14 protein-coding genes and 1 tRNA gene are annotated in these 17,832 nt (G+C 31.7%); 5 read left to right on the top strand and 10 right to left on the bottom strand.

Annotation, left to right across the window (positions count from 1 at the left end):
* Positions 1–333 precede the first annotated feature (333 nt).
* On the top strand, positions 334–1,656 hold the full coding sequence (locus CW733_RS13125) for an amidohydrolase family protein (protein ID WP_100997612.1): 1,323 nt from the start codon (positions 334–336) through the stop codon (positions 1,654–1,656).
* 139 nt (positions 1,657–1,795) lie between these two features.
* Here CW733_RS13125 and CW733_RS13120 read toward each other — a convergent pair.
* Together CW733_RS13120 and mce are read right to left on the bottom strand one after the other, a co-directional pair.
* A tRNA-Ile gene (locus CW733_RS13120) sits at positions 1,796–1,869 on the bottom strand.
* Positions 1,870–1,916: 47 nt separating this feature from the next.
* Positions 1,917–2,333: a methylmalonyl-CoA epimerase gene (mce, locus tag CW733_RS13115; protein ID WP_100997611.1), complete on the bottom strand. Its 417-nt coding sequence runs from the start codon at positions 2,331–2,333 to the stop codon at positions 1,917–1,919.
* A 172-nt stretch (positions 2,334–2,505) separates the two neighbouring features.
* Between mce and rbfA the strand changes: the two genes are divergently transcribed.
* Both rbfA and CW733_RS13105 read left to right on the top strand, forming a co-directional pair.
* Complete coding sequence (rbfA, locus tag CW733_RS13110; protein ID WP_055447333.1) at positions 2,506–2,907, top strand: 30S ribosome-binding factor RbfA; 402 nt, start codon at positions 2,506–2,508, stop codon at positions 2,905–2,907.
* 5 nt (positions 2,908–2,912) lie between these two features.
* Positions 2,913–4,127, top strand: coding sequence for an FtsX-like permease family protein (locus CW733_RS13105; protein WP_100997610.1), 1,215 nt, complete (start codon positions 2,913–2,915; stop codon positions 4,125–4,127).
* Positions 4,128–4,402: 275 nt separating this feature from the next.
* Here the strand turns inward: CW733_RS13105 and dusB are convergent, their stop codons facing one another.
* The 3 genes from dusB to CW733_RS13090 all read right to left on the bottom strand — a co-directional run bounded on the left by dusB (position 4,403) and on the right by CW733_RS13090 (position 7,130).
* Positions 4,403–5,398, bottom strand: a complete 996-nt coding sequence (gene dusB, locus CW733_RS13100) for a tRNA dihydrouridine synthase DusB (RefSeq protein WP_100997609.1) — start codon at positions 5,396–5,398, stop codon at positions 4,403–4,405.
* A gap of 35 nt (positions 5,399–5,433) precedes the next feature.
* A complete protein-coding gene (locus CW733_RS13095) occupies positions 5,434–5,832 on the bottom strand; it encodes a DUF4345 domain-containing protein (protein ID WP_100997608.1) in 399 nt (132 codons plus the stop codon).
* Positions 5,833–5,897: 65 nt separating this feature from the next.
* Positions 5,898–7,130: a M20/M25/M40 family metallo-hydrolase gene (locus CW733_RS13090; protein WP_100997607.1), complete on the bottom strand. Its 1,233-nt coding sequence runs from the start codon at positions 7,128–7,130 to the stop codon at positions 5,898–5,900.
* A gap of 136 nt (positions 7,131–7,266) precedes the next feature.
* On the opposite strand from CW733_RS13090, the gene CW733_RS13085 reads away from it, so the two are divergent.
* On the top strand, positions 7,267–8,379 hold the full coding sequence (locus tag CW733_RS13085; protein ID WP_100997606.1) for a PD40 domain-containing protein: 1,113 nt from the start codon (positions 7,267–7,269) through the stop codon (positions 8,377–8,379).
* Here the strand turns inward: CW733_RS13085 and CW733_RS13080 are convergent.
* Complete coding sequence (locus CW733_RS13080) at positions 8,376–10,802, bottom strand: outer membrane beta-barrel protein (RefSeq protein WP_100997605.1); 2,427 nt, start codon at positions 10,800–10,802, stop codon at positions 8,376–8,378. The genes CW733_RS13085 and CW733_RS13080 overlap by 4 nt on opposite strands.
* A gap of 161 nt (positions 10,803–10,963) precedes the next feature.
* Here CW733_RS13080 and lepA point away from each other — a divergent pair, with 161 nt between their 5' ends.
* Positions 10,964–12,760, top strand: coding sequence for a translation elongation factor 4 (gene lepA, locus CW733_RS13075; protein ID WP_100997604.1), 1,797 nt, complete (start codon positions 10,964–10,966; stop codon positions 12,758–12,760).
* Between the two features lie 74 nt (positions 12,761–12,834).
* Here the strand turns inward: lepA and CW733_RS13070 are convergent, their stop codons facing one another.
* From CW733_RS13070 to CW733_RS13055, 4 genes are read right to left on the bottom strand one after another with little or no spacing between them, the layout of a single operon-like run.
* Entirely contained in the window at positions 12,835–13,599 is a 765-nt protein-coding gene (locus CW733_RS13070) for a LytTR family DNA-binding domain-containing protein (protein WP_157811577.1), read from the bottom strand.
* A 4-nt stretch (positions 13,600–13,603) separates the two neighbouring features.
* Positions 13,604–14,617 carry a sensor histidine kinase gene (locus tag CW733_RS13065; RefSeq protein ID WP_100997602.1) on the bottom strand — a complete coding sequence of 338 codons (1,014 nt, stop codon included), beginning with the start codon at positions 14,615–14,617 and terminating at the stop codon, positions 13,604–13,606.
* A complete protein-coding gene (locus CW733_RS13060; protein ID WP_100997601.1) occupies positions 14,614–15,390 on the bottom strand; it encodes a CPBP family intramembrane glutamic endopeptidase in 777 nt (258 codons plus the stop codon). The genes CW733_RS13065 and CW733_RS13060 overlap by 4 nt, the downstream gene beginning before the upstream one ends.
* A gap of 6 nt (positions 15,391–15,396) precedes the next feature.
* Complete coding sequence (locus CW733_RS13055; protein WP_198520076.1) at positions 15,397–17,754, bottom strand: outer membrane beta-barrel protein; 2,358 nt, start codon at positions 17,752–17,754, stop codon at positions 15,397–15,399.
* Between the last annotated feature and the right edge of the window lie 78 nt (positions 17,755–17,832).

Below are 17,832 nucleotides of genomic sequence, written 5' to 3'. Positions count from 1 at the left end.
CGTCTTTACAAAACTTTTTATCACTTATTCGTTAAAAACACTCTACGAAGTGTAGTTTTTTTTCGATAAAATACCAGAATCACTCAATATTAGCGCTTTTAATAGTTTTATGTTTGAATTTATTCTTCGGAATCTATCAAAAAGAGGCTTACTGTCTGATTTTAATTCGGACTGATGAATAAAAAATGTTTGGTAGCACCATATAAAAATAATGTGTAGTTTAGTGCTTAATCAACAGTTCGTGCTGTTTTGTTACGGCTGATTTCTCTTCAAAAACCCTCACACTATTCCTATACAACAGAGTTGTATTTCAATATAACAAACCGATAACCAATGATAAAACTCTTAAAAAACATGAACTTAAGGCAAATTGCATCAAGTGCTCTTCTATTCGTTTTGACAACTACAACAGCAACCGCTCAAATAAGTTTTAGTTCTTATGCTTTGCAAAATGTCAATATTATTGACGTAAACACAAATGATATACTGTATGATTATACCATAATAATCAACAATGATAAAATTTCCAAGATTTTACCATCTAAAAACTATAGTCTTAATGATACAATTCCATCCATAAAATTAAAAGGAAAATTTGTAGTTCCTGGCTTAATTGATTCTCATGTTCATTTTGCAACAGACCCAACAGAAGAAAGAAGAGATAATGCAGAAAAAGTGCTTAAAGAAATGTTATTAACAGGTATCACTTCTGTTAGAGATATGGCTGGTGATGCGAGAGCTTTATCTAGTCTATCAAGAAATGCATTAGTGGGAGATATAGTAGCACCTAATATCTATTACTCTTCCTTAATGGCTGGTTCTAAGTTTTTTAAAGACCCAAGAACCTTGGCTACTGCACAAGGCGGAGTAAGTGGACAAATGCCTTATATGAAAGCTATTGATGACAATTCAAACATTCTTTTAGAAGTTGCTCAAGCAAAAGGAACTGGTGCAAAAGGCATAAAACTTTATGCATTGTTAACCAACCAACAAATTAAAACAATTGTTTTAGAAGCAAAAAAACAAAACATTCCAGTATGGTCTCACGCATCTTTAATACCCACTTTACCCATAGATGTAGTGTCTTCAGGTGTAATTTCTATTTCTCATTCAGACATGCTTGTGAATCAAACTTATCGAGAAAAAACGAATATTCCAAGTAGTTGGAAAGGAACTGGTGCGTTAGAAATGTTACCTGAATTTTGGGACGAAGAATACAGCAAGCTTAAACTTAATTCCATCTTTGAATTAATGAAACAATATAATGTGGTCCTTGACGCAACACTAACTGTTTATGAGTCTTATAAAGGTTTAAAGAATGCACACTGGAGGTATGAAATGGCGAAAAGAATAACTAGAGAAGCAAAAAACGCAGGTGTAAAAGTGGCTGCAGGTAGCGACTCTGACCAAGCGACATTTGTGCAATATGAAATGAAGCTATTAGTCAATGAAGCAGGTTTCACTCCTTTTGAAGCTCTTGTTTCTGCTACTAAAAATTCGGCACAAGCAACTGGAATTATTGATAACCAAGGAACCATTGAGGTTGGTAAAAAAGCAAATTTGCTTTTTTTAAATTCAAATCCTGTGGAAAATATTGATCATATAGATGACCTCTTTATGGTAATTAAAAATGGAAAGTTTTATAATAAGAAATAACGAAGGTACAGCGCAGTGGCTATAAATAACTGCTTGATTATATTCTATATTTAATAATTTTTAAACTTAAGACATAACTGCTAAAAGCAAAAACAAAAAAAAGCCTTTCAAATAAATGAAAGGCTTTTACAATTTTATGTGGTCCCACTTGGGCTCGAACCAAGGACCACCTGATTATGAGTCAGGTGCTCTAACCAACTGAGCTATGGGACCAAAATTGGTTTGCAAATCTAATATTAATTTTAAAAGGTCACAACATTTTATTTCTTTATTTCTTCCTTTATTTCTTGACACAGTTCTATTAGTACTCCATTAGAGGACTTTGGGTGTAAAAAAGCTACTAATTTATTGTCTGCTCCTTTTTTTGGTATTTCGTTTAAAACAATAAAACCTTCGTTTTTAAGTCTTTCAATTTCGGCTACAATATCATCGACATCGAAGGCTATGTGGTGGATGCCTTCACCTTTCTTCTCTATAAACTTGGCTATTGGGCTGTCTTCCTTAGTCGCTTCAAGTAATTCAATTTTATTATCACCTACTTGAAAAAAAGACGTATTTACACCTTCAGACCTTACTTCTTCAGTTTTATAATGTGGCTCACCAAATAACTTGGCAAACAAACTATTTGAATCTTTCAAGCTTTTAACAGCAATACCAATGTGTTCTATTTTATTCATTTAATGCTCTATTTTTTTATTTCCGCGTAGACGGAAATCTTTTTTTTTAATTTAATTCTACTCTAATCCTTAATTAAGGTACAAAATTTGCTTTCAAAAATACTATAATATTTAAAAAGCGTATTTTTGCAGTCCAACTCTTTAATACTAAAGCTTTGGATTAATACAATAGATGAAAACAGAAGAAAGTCAAAGACAAAAAAAAATAGGGTCGGTTTTACAACGCGATCTAGTAGATATACTACAAACAGCAGCTACTCAAGGTGGAATGCGTGGTGTTATTATTTCGGTATCTAAGGTTAGTGTAACCGTAGATTTATCGGTTGCAAAAGTATATTTAAGTATTTTCCCTAACAACAAAGCTAAGGAATTGGTAGAAGGCATAAAATCTAATCAGCCTTTTATTCGTCATGAATTAGCTCAACGTACAAGAAATCAATTACGCAGAATGCCACAACTTTACTTTTTTGTGGACGATTCTCTAGAGCATATTGATAAAATTGAACAATCTTTAAAAGGAGAAGACAACCCATTAAAAGATCCAGACCTTTTTAAGAAACGTAAAAAATCTTAAACTGTTTGAGCTTTCCACTTTACATCGCAAAACGCTATTTACGGTCTAAAAGCTCTAATAATGCAATTAATTTTATAACCTATATTGCCATTGTTGGTATTATTCTAGGTTCTGCTTCTTTATTTGTTGTACTCTCAGGTTTTGCTGGTCTTCGCGAATTTACGCTTCAGTATACAACCATAATAGATCCCGATTTAAAAGCCGAAACCACCATTGGTAAATCTTTTATTTTAGATCCAAGTACCGAAACAAAACTAAGCGCAATAACAGGTATTGCAAATTATTCTAAAATTGTAGAAGAACGCGTTATTGCTTCTTTCGATGGAAAAAGACAACCTTTATTTATTAAAGGTGTAGATGCTAATTTTACAAAATTAAATGTAATAGATTCTATTCTATGGAAAGGCAGTTGGTTAACCGATAAAACCAACCAAGTTGTAGTTGGATATGGCGTTTCTAATAGTTTAAATATTGGCCTTTTAGATTATGGAAAGCGCATCACTCTATTTGTGCCCAAACCAGGAAAAGGACAAATTACGTCTATAGAGCAGGCCTTTAATCAAGTTGAAACTACAAATGTTGGTGTATTTACTGTAAACGAAAAATTAGACGATAGTTATATTTTTGCAGCCTTAGAAGTAGCGCAAGAGCTACTAAGTTTTAAAGACAACCAGATTACAAATATTGAATTTAGATTAAAGGAAGGTGTAAACGAAGACGAAGTAAAATCTCAAATTCAAGCCATTTTAGGAGATAATATCACATTAAAAAATACAGCACAGCTAAACGATGCGTTAAACAAAATGCTAAACACCGAAAACCTTATGGTTTATCTGCTGCTCACATTAGTCTCAATTATCTTAATTTTTAATGTTATCGGTTCTATAATCATGATGATTTTAGACAAAAAAAGGACTTTAACTACACTTTATAGTATTGGAGCAACATTAAAAGATATTAGACGCATCTTTTTTATTCAAGGAGCAGCAATGACAATTATAGGCTCTCTTTTAGGTCTATTTATTGGTTATCTGGTTTCCGTTAACCAAATATATGGGCCAGAATTTCTAAAAGTTTACATCACCAATTCTTTACCTTATCCACTTGCTATTAAGTTCGAAAACATGCTTCTTGTTTTTGTAACAATTACTGTTTTGGGTGTAATAGCCTCGAAAATTGCTTCGGCAAGAATTACAAAAGATATGGTAAAAATGGGTTAGATTATTTTGGGCGAGCTGCCTAAAAAGGCAAACAGGCTTTCCGCTATATCTTTTTTTAAGAAAAACAAAAAAGGATGCCGCATCAATCCTTCTCGCACGTACTTGTTAAGCTTGGTCTTAACTTACAAGCTCTCTTTTTTACTTTATTTTTTAATATTTATACAGCTTCGTACAAATTGAAAACCTTCAGGTTTTAATCTAAAAATAAAAACCCCTCTCTTTAATTAAAGAAAGGAGCTCATAATAATATATTTATTTTGGAAATTTGCTCTTAACTATTCCGTGAATTGAAAATCACCAAACTTCTCAAGTACCTCATCAAAAGCAGCAAATACATCTACAGACGCATCGCTAGTTACCATTTTCATTCTATGTTCTTTAAAGTGTGGAATCCCTTTAAAGTAGTTTGTATAATGTCTTCTTGTTTCAAAGACACCTAATATCTCTCCTTTCCAATCAATAGACATTTGTAAATGTCTGCGAGCAGCTTCTACACGTTCTTGCATAGTAATTGGTCTATAATGTTCTCCTGTTTCAAAAAAGTGTTTTACTTGTTTAAAGAACCAAGGATTACCAATTGTTGCACGACCAATCATGCAGCCATCTAAACCATATTCATCTCGCATTTTCATAGCGAGTTCAGGTGTTGTTACATCTCCATTTCCAAATACAGGAATGTGCATTCTTGGATTATTTTTAACTTCAGCAATAGGTTTCCAATTTGCATCACCTTTATACATTTGCGCTCTAGTTCTACCATGAATTGCGATAGCTTTACAACCCACATCTTGGAGTCTTTCAGCAACCTCAACAATTCTAATAGAATCATCATCCCAACCTAAACGTGTTTTTACGGTAATTGGAATATTGGTACGTTTTACCATTTCGGCAGTTAGCTGCTCCATTAAACAGATGTCTTTTAAAATGCCTGCTCCCGCACCTTTACTTACTACCTTTTTTACGGGACAACCAAAATTAATATCGATAATATCTGGTTTAGAAGCCGTAACAATATCGATGGTTTCTAACATACTTTCCATATTAGCTCCAAAAATTTGAATACCAACAGGTCGTTCTTTCTCATAGATATCTAATTTCATAACGCTTTTTGCCGCATTACGAATTAAACCTTCACTACTTACAAACTCGGTATACACAACATCTGCACCTTGTTCTTTGCATAAAGCACGAAAAGGTGGATCGCTAACATCTTCCATTGGTGCTAAAAGTAATGGGAAATCCGGAAGTTCTATGTTGTCTATTTTAACCAAAGTATTCTGTTTTTGGGCAAAATTACGGTTTTTTATTAAATCTTTATCTCTATATTAATTCGGTTTAAAACCCAAAGTCCATAGAATCCCAAAAACAATTCAGCAATTACACCAAAAACATATCCAAAAGTTGGTATTCCATCTGCCAAAATACTTACAACTCTTCCAAAACCTAAGCCAAGCATAAAAATAATATTAGTTACAATAGCTGTTTTAAGATAACTGGCTTTAAACAATCCAAAAACCCAAAGTGCTGAAAACCCTAAATACAATCCCATAACTGCTTTGTAGAAATTATGCTCATCTATTGTTTCTAGAAACATATCGAAGCTTAATTCTGGCTTAAAACCGTATATAATTGCTGTTGGCACAACAATACTTACCGAAATTATTAGGTGGATTTTATTTATGAAATCGGTTTTTGTTTTAATCATATTTTAACTTCTTTATACAATTTTTCGTGCCTCAAAATTACTCGAAGTGACAATTGTTTCGTTTATTAAAAAGTAACATCTGCTTCAACCAATTCTTCATCTCGTTTTACAATTACTTTGGTAGAGTCTCCTTTTTTAAAGCTTGCTAAGGCTTTCATATAACTCATCATATCTGTAATGTCATGAGTTCCCATTTTCATTACAATATCTCCTTTTTGAATACCTGCATTTGTGGCTGGAGTATTAGATCGTGTACCATCTATTCGCATACCTAATCCATCGTATAAATAATCTGGTGTGACACCTAATCCAACTTCAAACTTTGGGACTTCGTCGCTTTCATTTTTTGTTTCTCTAAACGGTAATTTACCATTGTTATCAAGATCTGTAATGATTTCGAAAATGTAATTAGAAATGGTTTTCATTCCTTCATAATTTAGTTTTTCGGTATCATCACTTGGCTTATGGTAATCTTCATGCTGGCCAGTAAATAAATGTAGTACAGGAATATCTGCATTATAAAAACTCGTGTGATCGCTTGGTCCAACACCAGATTCTTTAGCAACTATTTTAAATTTAGAATTGTTAGATGTTACTGTCTGTTTTAAAATTGGAGACGTACCAACACCATAAACAGCCAAAGTACTATCTGCTTTTAAGCGTCCAACCATATCCATATTAATCATATAGTTTACTTTCTTTGTATCTATAGTTGGGTTTTTTACAAAATAGTTAGACCCTAATAATCCCATTTCTTCACCAGAAAAAGCCATGAATAAATAGTTGTTGTTTATGTTTTTGGCTTTTAGTTTTTCTGCTAAATTTAAAAGCACTGCTACTCCACTTGCATTATCGTCTGCTCCATTATGAATTGCTTTTTCACCTCTATGTAACGAGCCTTCTGCGCCTAAACCTAAATGATCGTAATGTGCACCAATTATAATGGTGTTTTCTGCTTTGTTATCTATAAAACCAATAACGTTTGTTCCTGTAATTGTACTGTCTCCATCTTTTACAGTATAATTTACTTTCTGGTGTGGATCTGTTTTTGGGCGAAATGAAAACGTTTGCAGATACCCTTTTGTTCCTTTTTCTTGTAAACCAATATTTTGAAATCTTTCTGCAATATATTTCGCTGCTTTTTGCTCTCCATCGCTTCCAGTTTGTCTGCCTTCTAAAGCATCTGACGCTAAAAAAGTAACATCTTCTTTTATTGAAACTGTATTAATTGGTTCTTTTGTTTCTGATTTACAAGCAGATAAAAACACTAAAAAAAGTGAAGCGATTATGTATTTCATGATAAGAGTATTAGTTTTACACGAAATTAGACATTATTAAGCAATTATTAAACGAGCATGTTATAAATTTAATCATCTAAGGAAATGATTAATAGAGAACAGTATGTGACCATAAAAAACAATAAATATAAAACACATGAAAACACGTGTATTTAACTTATTACTTATCGCAATTGTTTGTTTTTCTTGTAAAAAGGAAGCGAAAACAGAAGGTGAAAAAACTGTAGTAACTTCTGAAACAATAGAAATAAAAAATCCTTTAATCTATACAGATGAAGTTCATTTTAAAGACTTGCGTCAAGTTACTTTTGGTGGAGATAATGCTGAGGCCTATTGGAGTTTCGATGATAAGCAAATAGTATTTCAATCTAACTATACAAAATGGAACGTTAGCTGTGACCAAATGTTTTTAATGCATGCAGACGATACTTTTAATGGTACTGTTCCTCCAATGGTAAGTACAGGAAAAGGACGTACAACATGTTCTTATTTTATGCCAGACAACAAGCATATAATTTATGCGTCTACACATTTAGCAAATGAAAATTGCCCAGATACTCCTTTACGTAAAAACGGAAAATACATCTGGCCTGTTTACGATACTTTCGATATTTTTGTAGCCGATTTAGAAGGTAATATTGTTAAACAATTAACCAACGAAAAAGGCTACGATGCAGAACCAACAGTATCTCCAAAAGGCGATAAAATTGTATTTACGTCGACTAGAAGTGGTGATTTAGAATTATACACTATGAATCTTGATGGTAGCGATGTTAAACAAATTACAGATGAGCTTGGTTACGATGGAGGTGCTTTTTTCTCACCAGATGGCACAAAAATTATCTTCCGTTCTTCTAGACCAAAAACAGAAAAAGAAATTAAAGACTATAAAGATTTATTAGCTGAAGGTTTAGTAGAACCAACAGATATGGAGCTTTACATTTGTAATGCAGATGGAAGTGATTTAAGACAATTAACCGACTTAGGAAACGCTAATTGGAGTCCGTTTTTTCATCCAAGTGGTAAGAAAATATTATTCTCTTCTAACTTTGAAGCAGAGCGTGGTTTCCCTTTTAACTTATACTTGATAGATATTGATGGTAAAAATTTAGAACGCGTAACACATGGTGAGACTTTTGATGCTTTTCCTGTGTTTTCGAACAATGGTAAAAAACTAGCTTTTTCTTCTAATAGAAATAATGGAGGTGGACGCGATACTAATTTGTTTATTGCAGAGTGGCAGGATTAATTTTTCTCCAAACGATCTCGCTCATTTAACTCTTTAGTGCGCTCGTTAGTTCTTAAAGTTGTATTACCAAATTTATAATTAAAGCCTAGCTTAACGTAACGGTTATCTAAATTGGTGAAATTGCGATTATCTTGGTTTCCAAATTTTGATCTTACTGCAAAGTCTTGCTTGTTAAACAAATCTGCAAAGGCTAAAGATAGCGTTGCTTTCTTTTTTAAAATAGACTTACTAAAGGACAGGTCTGATATTAAACGAGAATCTACTATTTGAAATCCTTGTTGGTTTTTACTAGCATAAGTTAACGTAAAATTCATTTTTAAACTCCTATCTTTTAATAACGAGATATTATTACTAAGTTCAGAATAGTTACTCCATTGGTCCATTTTAAGTAATTGGTTATCAATAAAAGCTTCTTCTTGAATATTATAAAAAGACGTTACAAAATAAACTGACCAATTATCTTTAACATCAAAATAAGTAATAAAATCGAAACCTAACTCTTTGGTATTGCCAATATTAGTTGGCGAATATATTAATAGGTTATTAGTGTTATCTTGTCTAGGCAGTTCTACAATTTCGTTAGAACTATCTTTGTAATAAGCTTCTATCGTGTAAAGCTTATTTATTTCTGTACCAACTACAAAATGATTTGAAAAAGAAGGTAATATATTTGGGTTACCTGTTACTATTGTATTGTCATTTAAAAAGAAGTTAAACGGATTTAATAATTGATAACTAGGTCTAGAAAGACTACGTTTATAATTAGTGTAAACATTTACTTTCTCTGAAGCTTGATGACTTAAATTTAATGTTGGAAACAACTCAAAATAGTCTTGAGTGTTTTTTACATTATCTGAAACAGACAATCCTTCTAAGTTAGTTTGCTCTAATCTTAATCCACCACTAAAACGCCACTTATCCCAAGATTTATTGTAACTCGTATAAGCGGCAAAAATAGTCTCTTCATAATCAAATACGTTAGAGTTTTCTGCATTAAAATCTATAGTGCCTGTTCCTTGGTTAATATCAAACTGAGCAATATTACTATTGGTTTTAATAGCGGACGATTTTAAACCAAAGGAGAAATCTGAGCTTTCATCTATAGGCAAATCATAGTCAATTTGAGAGCTTATAATATTTGTATCTTGGTTATTATCAGTAATAAAAGCAGTACTAAAGTTTCCTACATTATTAGTAAAAAAATAATCACTACTTACGTTTTGATTTCTTTGGTAGTCGTAATCTGTATAATGAACGTTAAATGCCAGCTTTCCTTTGCTTTTAAAACGATGCACAAAGTCTAAGTTGAATCCTAAATTATATTTTTCATCTTTAGAATGATTGTTAGCATTAAAATTGAAAAGCTTAGCGTTCTCGTTATCTACAACTTCCGTTTGTCCATTTATTCTATAATCATAATAAGGCACTAATAACACGTTAGACGAAAAACTTAATGTGTTACTATCGTCTATAAAATAATCAAAATTTAAGTTAGCATTGTGATTGTTAGAGGACGTGTTTCTGTTATTTTTCGTTAGCCATTGTTCTTCCAAATCTCCCGAATTATCAAGGTAGTTTACGCTATTATCGTTCTCTCTATTAATTTTACTTTTTGTAAAACTGTAATTTAAATTAACATTAATCTTTTTTGTTTTATAAAACTGATTAATTCCTGCATTATATCTTGGGTAAATACCTTGAGTATATTTACTAAATACATTGCCACGATAACCAGTAATTAAATTTCTGCTCATTACTATATTTAAAACCGCACCACTTTCGGCATCATATTTTGCTGGTGGATTGGTAATAACTTCTACTTTTTTTATGCTATTTGCTGGCGAGTTTTCTAAAAGCTGGGCTATTTCGCTAGCAGATAGATTTACTTTTCTATCGTTAATATAAACTGTTGGTGTACTATTTTTTACAGTAATAGCATCATCTAAAATTAAAACACCTGGTGTACTACGTAATACATCTAGTAGACTTCCTTCACTTAATGCTGTATTTGCAACCTTAAACACAAGTCTATCTACTTCTTTTTTTAAGATTGGTTTGGTTGAGGTAATCGTGACTTCTCCTAAAGTTTCAGTGTCTTCCTTTAAAGTAATTTTGAGATTTTCTCTTTTAGAAAGTTGAACTGTTTTCACTTCTTCTTTAAATCCTAGAAAACTTATTGCTATTCTATAATTTCCTTTTTCAAGATTATCAAAGACGAAAAAACCTTTTTCATCTGTAGAAACTCCCTTAATATTTTTAAATCCTGAATTTCCCAAATCTTCTGTAATTGGTTGCATAACTATAACATTGGCATATGCAATTGGAGTGTTTTGCTCATCAACAACAGTCCCAGAAATGGTAAATTGCTGCGCTATGCTTTCCGAAGAAAAAAGAAAAATAAGTGAGTATAAAAGGTATTTCATTTGAGATTTTAACGAAAAAGCAAGTTACTAATAGTTTTTTAATTTCTGTTACGGTAAAAACCGTAAATTTTAGGCACTTACTAAGCCGAAGAAAAACTAAAAAAATCGTCAATAAATGCCTTATATTTGCAGTCTCTTCTCTTTATAAGAGCCTATAGATTATGAAGCACATTAGAAATTTTTGCATTATTGCACATATTGATCACGGAAAAAGTACACTTGCCGATCGTTTACTCGATGCAACAGGTTCTGTAACTGCTCGTGAACAACAAGCGCAACTTTTAGATAGTATGGATTTGGAACGCGAACGTGGTATTACCATTAAGTCGCATGCTATCCAAATGGAATATACTTACGAAGGTCAAGAGTATGTTTTAAACTTAATTGATACTCCTGGTCATGTAGATTTCTCTTACGAGGTATCAAGATCTATTGCTGCTTGTGAAGGCGCATTACTAATTGTAGATGCTGCGCAAAGTATACAAGCACAAACTATTTCTAATTTATATTTAGCACTAGAGAATGATTTAGAAATTATTCCTGTTTTAAATAAAATCGATTTACCAAGTGCAAACCCAGAAGAAGTTACAGACGATATTGTAGATCTTTTAGGTTGTAAGCCAGAAGAAGTAATACACGCAAGTGGAAAAACTGGTTTTGGTGTCGAAAATATTTTAGAAGCAATTATTAAGCGTATTCCTGCTCCAAAAGGAGATCCTGATGCACCGCTTCAAGCTTTAATTTTCGATTCGGTTTACAATACTTTTAGAGGTATTGAAACTTACTTTAGAGTTTTTAATGGAGAAATTAAAAAAGGACAAAAAATTAAATTTGTCGCTACAGATAATCATTATTTTGCAGATGAAGTTGGTACTTTAAAATTAACACAAGTTGCAAAGAAAAGTGTAAAAACTGGTGATGTTGGTTATTTAATTACTGGAATAAAAACGGCAAAAGAAGTAAAAGTAGGAGATACAATTACAGATTTTGATAACCCAACTACAAATATTGTTGAAGGTTTCGAAGACGTAAAACCAATGGTTTTTGCAGGAATTTATCCTGTAGATACAGAGGATTACGAAGAGCTTAGAAATTCTATGGAAAAGCTTCAGTTAAACGATGCTTCTTTGGTGTTTCAACCAGAAAGTTCTGCGGCTTTAGGTTTTGGTTTCCGTTGTGGTTTCTTAGGAATGCTACACATGGAAATTATCCAAGAGCGTTTAGAACGTGAGTTTGATATGACGGTAATTACTACTGTACCAAACGTATCGTACTACGCTTATACCAATAAAAATCCTGACGAACCATTTATTGTAAATAACCCAAGTGATTTACCTGAACCAACAATGATAAATAGGGTTGAAGAACCTTATATAAAAGCTACTATTATTACAAAAGCAGATTTTGTTGGTAACGTAATGAGTTTGTGTATTGAGAAACGTGGTATGATTATAAATCAAACGTATTTAACACCTGTTCGTGTTGAGCTTACTTTTGAAATGCCTTTAGCAGAAATTGTTTTCGATTTCTACGATAGACTTAAAACGGTTTCTAAAGGATATGCTTCTTTCGACTACCATCCAATAGGTATGAAGGTATCGAAATTAGTACGTTTAGATGTCTTATTAAATGCCCAACCAGTAGATGCACTTTCTGCATTAATTCATGCTGATAATGCTCATCATATTGGTAAGAAAATGACTGAAAAGTTGAAAGAATTAATTCCACGTCAGCAATTCGATATCCCAATTCAAGCAGCAATTGGAGCAAAAATTATTGCTAGAGAAACGGTAAAAGCATTACGTAAAGATGTAACGGCAAAATGTTATGGTGGAGATATTTCACGTAAACGTAAGTTACTAGAAAAGCAGAAAAAAGGTAAAAAGCGTATGCGTCAAGTTGGTAATGTAGAAATACCTCAACAAGCATTTATGGCTGTTTTAAAGTTGAATGATTAAATAAATTAATTCTCCTTTTTAGATAATTAGATTTATATATATAAACCTTCAGTTTTCGCTGAAGGTTTTTTGTTTTACTGCTCCAGCCATTTTCTAAACTCTGCTGTTGTAGAAGAACTCGTCATTACTTTATCTTTTAAGCCCTTTATTTTAATTAATAATCGGTTTTTAAAATGGCTTTCTAAGTTTTCTATGTAATCTATGCTTAGAATCTCGCTTCTGTTTATTTTAAAAAACTTAGTTGGATTTAATTGTTGAATAATTGATCCTAAATTTTGAGAAATAATGTGTCGTTTTCCACTAAAGTCTGTGGCAATGCAAAAATCTCCTGAAGCTTCAATTATACTAATTTCTGATACATTTAAGAGTTGAATTCCTTTTGTTTTTTTAATTACAAAACGCTTCTTATAATTATTAGCCTCTTCTTTTAAAGCAACTTTAAGCTCTGTGATTGTTTCGTTAGAAAGTGCGTTATAATCGCCTTGTTTAAATAGAGATTGGTATTTTTCAATTGCCTTTTTAAAATCTGTTTGCGTGTACGGTTTTAATATATACGCAATACCGTTTGTGTTAAATGCTTGAAACAAATAATCGTCGTGAGCAGAACAGAAAATAATTGGAGAATCGATATCAATTTCATTATACAAATCGAACGACACACCATCTAGCAATTGAATGTCCGACAAAATAAAGTCATACTTATTATTTACAAGAAACGCTTTTCCTTCAGCATTAGATCGTGCCCAATCGTGAGGAATGTGTTCTTGAAAATAGTCGTTTACAAAAGAAACTAGTTTTTGATATGCTGGTATTTCGTCTTCTAGAATTAAAATTTTCATTGCTCTAATTTTCGTCAATTAATTTAATAATTGGAATTGAAATAACAAATTCTTTATCTGTATTTATAATTATTACTTCCTTATCTGACAATAATTTATATCGTGCTTTTAAGTTTTCTAAACCTGTTCCAAACGATTCGTCTTTAGATAAAATACCAGATTTTGTGTTTGTTACTTTAAGCGCGCTTTCTTCAACTAAAATAGTTGTTGCTATTGCTTTATTGTTTTGTGGCTTATTGTGTTTTACAACGTTCTCTAATAAGGCTTGAATTGCTCCTGTTGGAATAAACCTATCTGTAATATCTGTATTTATTTCAACTTTAAAATCGTAATCGTTTCCAAAACGCGTTTTAATTAAAAACATATAATTTTTGGCTAGTTCTATTTCCTCAGACAGTTCCATAACCTCAGCATCTTTGGTTTTTATTAAATAGCGATAGATTAACGATAGCCTATTAATATATTCTTTTGCTTTTTCTGGATCACTATCTATTAAAGAATCTAGTGTGTTTAAATTATTAAATAAAAAATGAGGATCTATTTGCGAACGTAATAGTTTGAGTTCGTTTTCTTTTTGTTGCTTTTCTACAGTAAGAAGCTGTGTCTGGCTCTCGTAAAACTTCTTAGTTAAAAGTAAACCAAAAGGCAATCCCATTTGATTAGCGCTTATAGATATGGATTCAATAATAAACCAAAAGGTTGAAGGAAATCGGTTCCAATCATTATCTCCAGACCAGTAACCAACAACTTTATCTATACCTCCAATAACAATCATGGCTAAAAGGCTAAAAAATATGAAATTAAAATACTTTTTTTGCTCAATAATATATTTGGGTATTAACCAATACATAAATATTGAAATTAATACAAGAATCATTATTATGTCTACTGGAAAATCTATCCAATACTCCCTTATTAATGCATGACGATCATAATAATCTAAAGTCTGCATTGCAATGGATATCACAAAATAGATAATCAATAATATATAATCGGATTTGTTTAGTTTGGTGTTCATTTATTTATTATCAAAGTGCTTTTATTTACCTCTAATTTAATTCCTTTTTTAAACTTATAAGCTATGGTAAGAGTAATTACAAGGATAATAGTAATAATTCTAAAAACATTAGCATATGTGCCTCCAAATGCGTTATCAGCTACGGAGAATAGCATCCAAAATAAGTTCATAAATAGATGTAAAAAAATAGAAACCCATAAATTATTATCCCATTCCACATAAACCCAAGCAAATAAAATTGCTCCTAAAAAAGTAGTTAAAAAAACGCCTATTAATGTTGATAATTCTTGACTCTGATAGAGGTGTCCTAAAGCAAAAATTAATGCTCCAAATATTATTGAAGGAAAAAAACCAATTTTAGTAAATCTATAAATTTGACCAAAAAGAATTCCTCTAAAAAACAGTTCTTCAATAAAGGCGGCAATAAAAGCTCCTCTTAAAATTTTAGTAAAAGTAATTTCAGAATTAAGATCAAAAACTATAAAATATCCAATAAACATTGGAGATGTACATATCAAAGAAAACAATAATGCCTTTTTAATGGATTTGTTAAGTCCTAGGTTTTTGATAAAGTTTTTGAAATCATGAATTAAACCAACTCCTATAAATAAAGGTATTCCAATAATCAAATCAGTGACAAAATGACTAATTCCAATATTCTTTATGTTTAAATTAATCCAATTTATCAAGTCGGAGTAAAAGAAATGTCTCAAAGCAAAAGAAAGACCAAAAGAGGCTAGAGTTAGCAATATAATTTTAAATGTTTTATCCATCTCTAATTAATTATTATCATCAATTCTATTTTCTTCATCTTTAGAAGCATTACTTCTGTTCTTCTTTTTTCCATATTTAGAACCAAAACTATACGTTGCTCTTAACTGAATATTTTGTCTTGATTGATTACTTTCCACATCTGCTTGTAAATTATTATAGTTAATTTCGCCTATAAAACCTCTGTTTAGCATTTTGTTGAAGCCTAAGTTTAGTTTTAGCCTTTCGTCTAAAAGCTTTTTTCCAAAAGAAAAATCTAATCCTGCAAACCAGTCTGTGTCTATACCACCTTCTAAAGCTCCTGTGCCATAGTTTGCACTAAGTTCTGCGCTAATTTCAAATGGCAACTCGTAACTAGCCTGAGAAAACCACATTAAACTCCATTTGTCTAAGTTTAAATTATTTGGGTTAGACTCAAACTTATTATAATTTACAATAAAACCAGTATAGCCTTCTACTCCTTTAATAAAACTTAAAGGTCCAAATAACCTAAAGTTCCAGTTTTTACTGTCTGATAAATTAATAGTCGTTCTACTAATTTCGGCTGTATTATTATTTTGAGATATAAACTGAAACATAGCGTCTTCAGTTTCGCTATAACCAACCGTAAAAAAAGGTTGTCCATCGTAGGTTAAATTAAACTGATAATTATTAGTAAAAGCAGGCCTTAAATTTTCGTTCCCAACGTCGGAGGATAATGGGTCGTAATAGGTTACAAATGAATTTAAAGTATTATAATTTGGGCGTCTTATTCTATAACTATACGCTAAACTACCGCTTAAGTTTTTGTTTATTTTTCTACTAACTGAAGCACTTGGAAATACTTTAGAAATTTTACGTTCTCGCGTTTCGTTATTACTGCTTGATGTGCCTTTAGTGTTACTATCTTCAAAACGTAATCCTCCAGAAAATGACCAATTTCCTTTGGTTAAATTAAGTTTAGAATATAAAGCAAAAACAGTTTCATCTACTAAAAAGCGGTTGCTTGCATTTGCGTTAAAATCAAAATTTCCGTTATTGTTTTCGGTAAAAGACATTAAATCGCTATCTGTATTTACTTGCGAATATTTACTACCAAAACTGAGTTTAAAATCTTCAGAAAACAGTCTAGAATAATCTGCTTTATAGGTTTTAATTTGATACTCTTCATCTTGTAAATAACGTTGATTTGTGTATGGAATAGTACTTCCTGAAAGTGAAGAAATAGTATTTTTATTAGTGTTAGAATAATCTACAAAATTAAAATCTATATTAAGTTTGTGAGCATCTGTTTTAAACTCATAATATGGGTTTACATTAAAAACAATTTGGTCTCTATCATAAGTGTTTTGAGATAGTAAAAAGTCTGTTGCTGTTCCACTAGTAATTATGTTTGAGCTTTGAGAGGTTCTATCGGACTTGGTTGTGTTTCTTCTAACACCAATTCCGATAGCATTATTATCGTTTATGTAATAATCTACGCTACCTCCTAATCTAATACTTTGTGGATTATAAGGCTCTATTGTAGCTTGATCGAAAGTGCTATTTTCAACAGTTCTTTTAATAAATAACTCTTCTCGCCAAGTAGGACTTGAATACCCAATACTTGTTTGCCAATTTAATTTGTTTTTATAGCTCGCTATAGAAGCACTTGTTCCAAACTCTACACCTTCGTCTTCACCAACCCAACCCACAACATTACCATGTGTACCTAGTTTTACATTTTTCTTTAAAATAATGTTTATTATTGGTCCTGAGCCTTCTGCATCGAACTCTGCTCCTGGTTGTTCTACTAGCTCTACTCTTGCTATATTATCGGCTGGCATGTCGCGAAGCAAAGTGTCCATGTCCATATACTCGGTAGTTTTGCCATCTATTAAAATTCTAATATTACTTTGTCCTGCGTAGCTTATTCCGTTATTGGTTACAATAACTCCTGGAACACGCTTCATTACATCTTGTAAATTAGAGTTTAACATTTCTGAATTTTCTAAATCTACTATTAGCTTTTCTGCTGTTTGTCTTATAACTGGTCGTTTACTTTTTATAACAACTTCTCCCAGAGTTTGGGCTTCTTCTTTTAAAGTGAAGTTTACCGTTTTTGATTCTTGTGTGATTTGAAAAATTTCGCTCTTTTCGGTTTTAAAACCTAATAAAGAAATTTCTAAACTATAATTACCTTGCTCTAGATTTTTAAACTCGTACTTTCCGTTGTCATCACTAACGGTTCCTGTTAAAGGATTAGTGCTTCCATCTTTATAAATAAGAACATTAGCAAAAGGTTGTGGTTGATTGGTGTCGTCTAAAATAGTTCCGTTTATGCTTTGCGCGAAACTTAGCGTAGTTCCGAAAAGGAAAGACAGAATAATTAATACATTTAATTTCATAATCGATTCGTTAAAGATTGATGAAGTAAATATATACTCATCATTCTTTTAAACGAAACGTAATATGCCGAAATGGGC

It is taken from the genome of Lacinutrix sp. Bg11-31, assembly GCF_002831665.1.
In the GTDB taxonomy this organism is placed as follows: domain Bacteria; phylum Bacteroidota; class Bacteroidia; order Flavobacteriales; family Flavobacteriaceae; genus Lacinutrix.
Note: the sequence above shows the minus strand (reverse complement) of the source record. Positions and strands in the feature narration are given on the sequence as shown.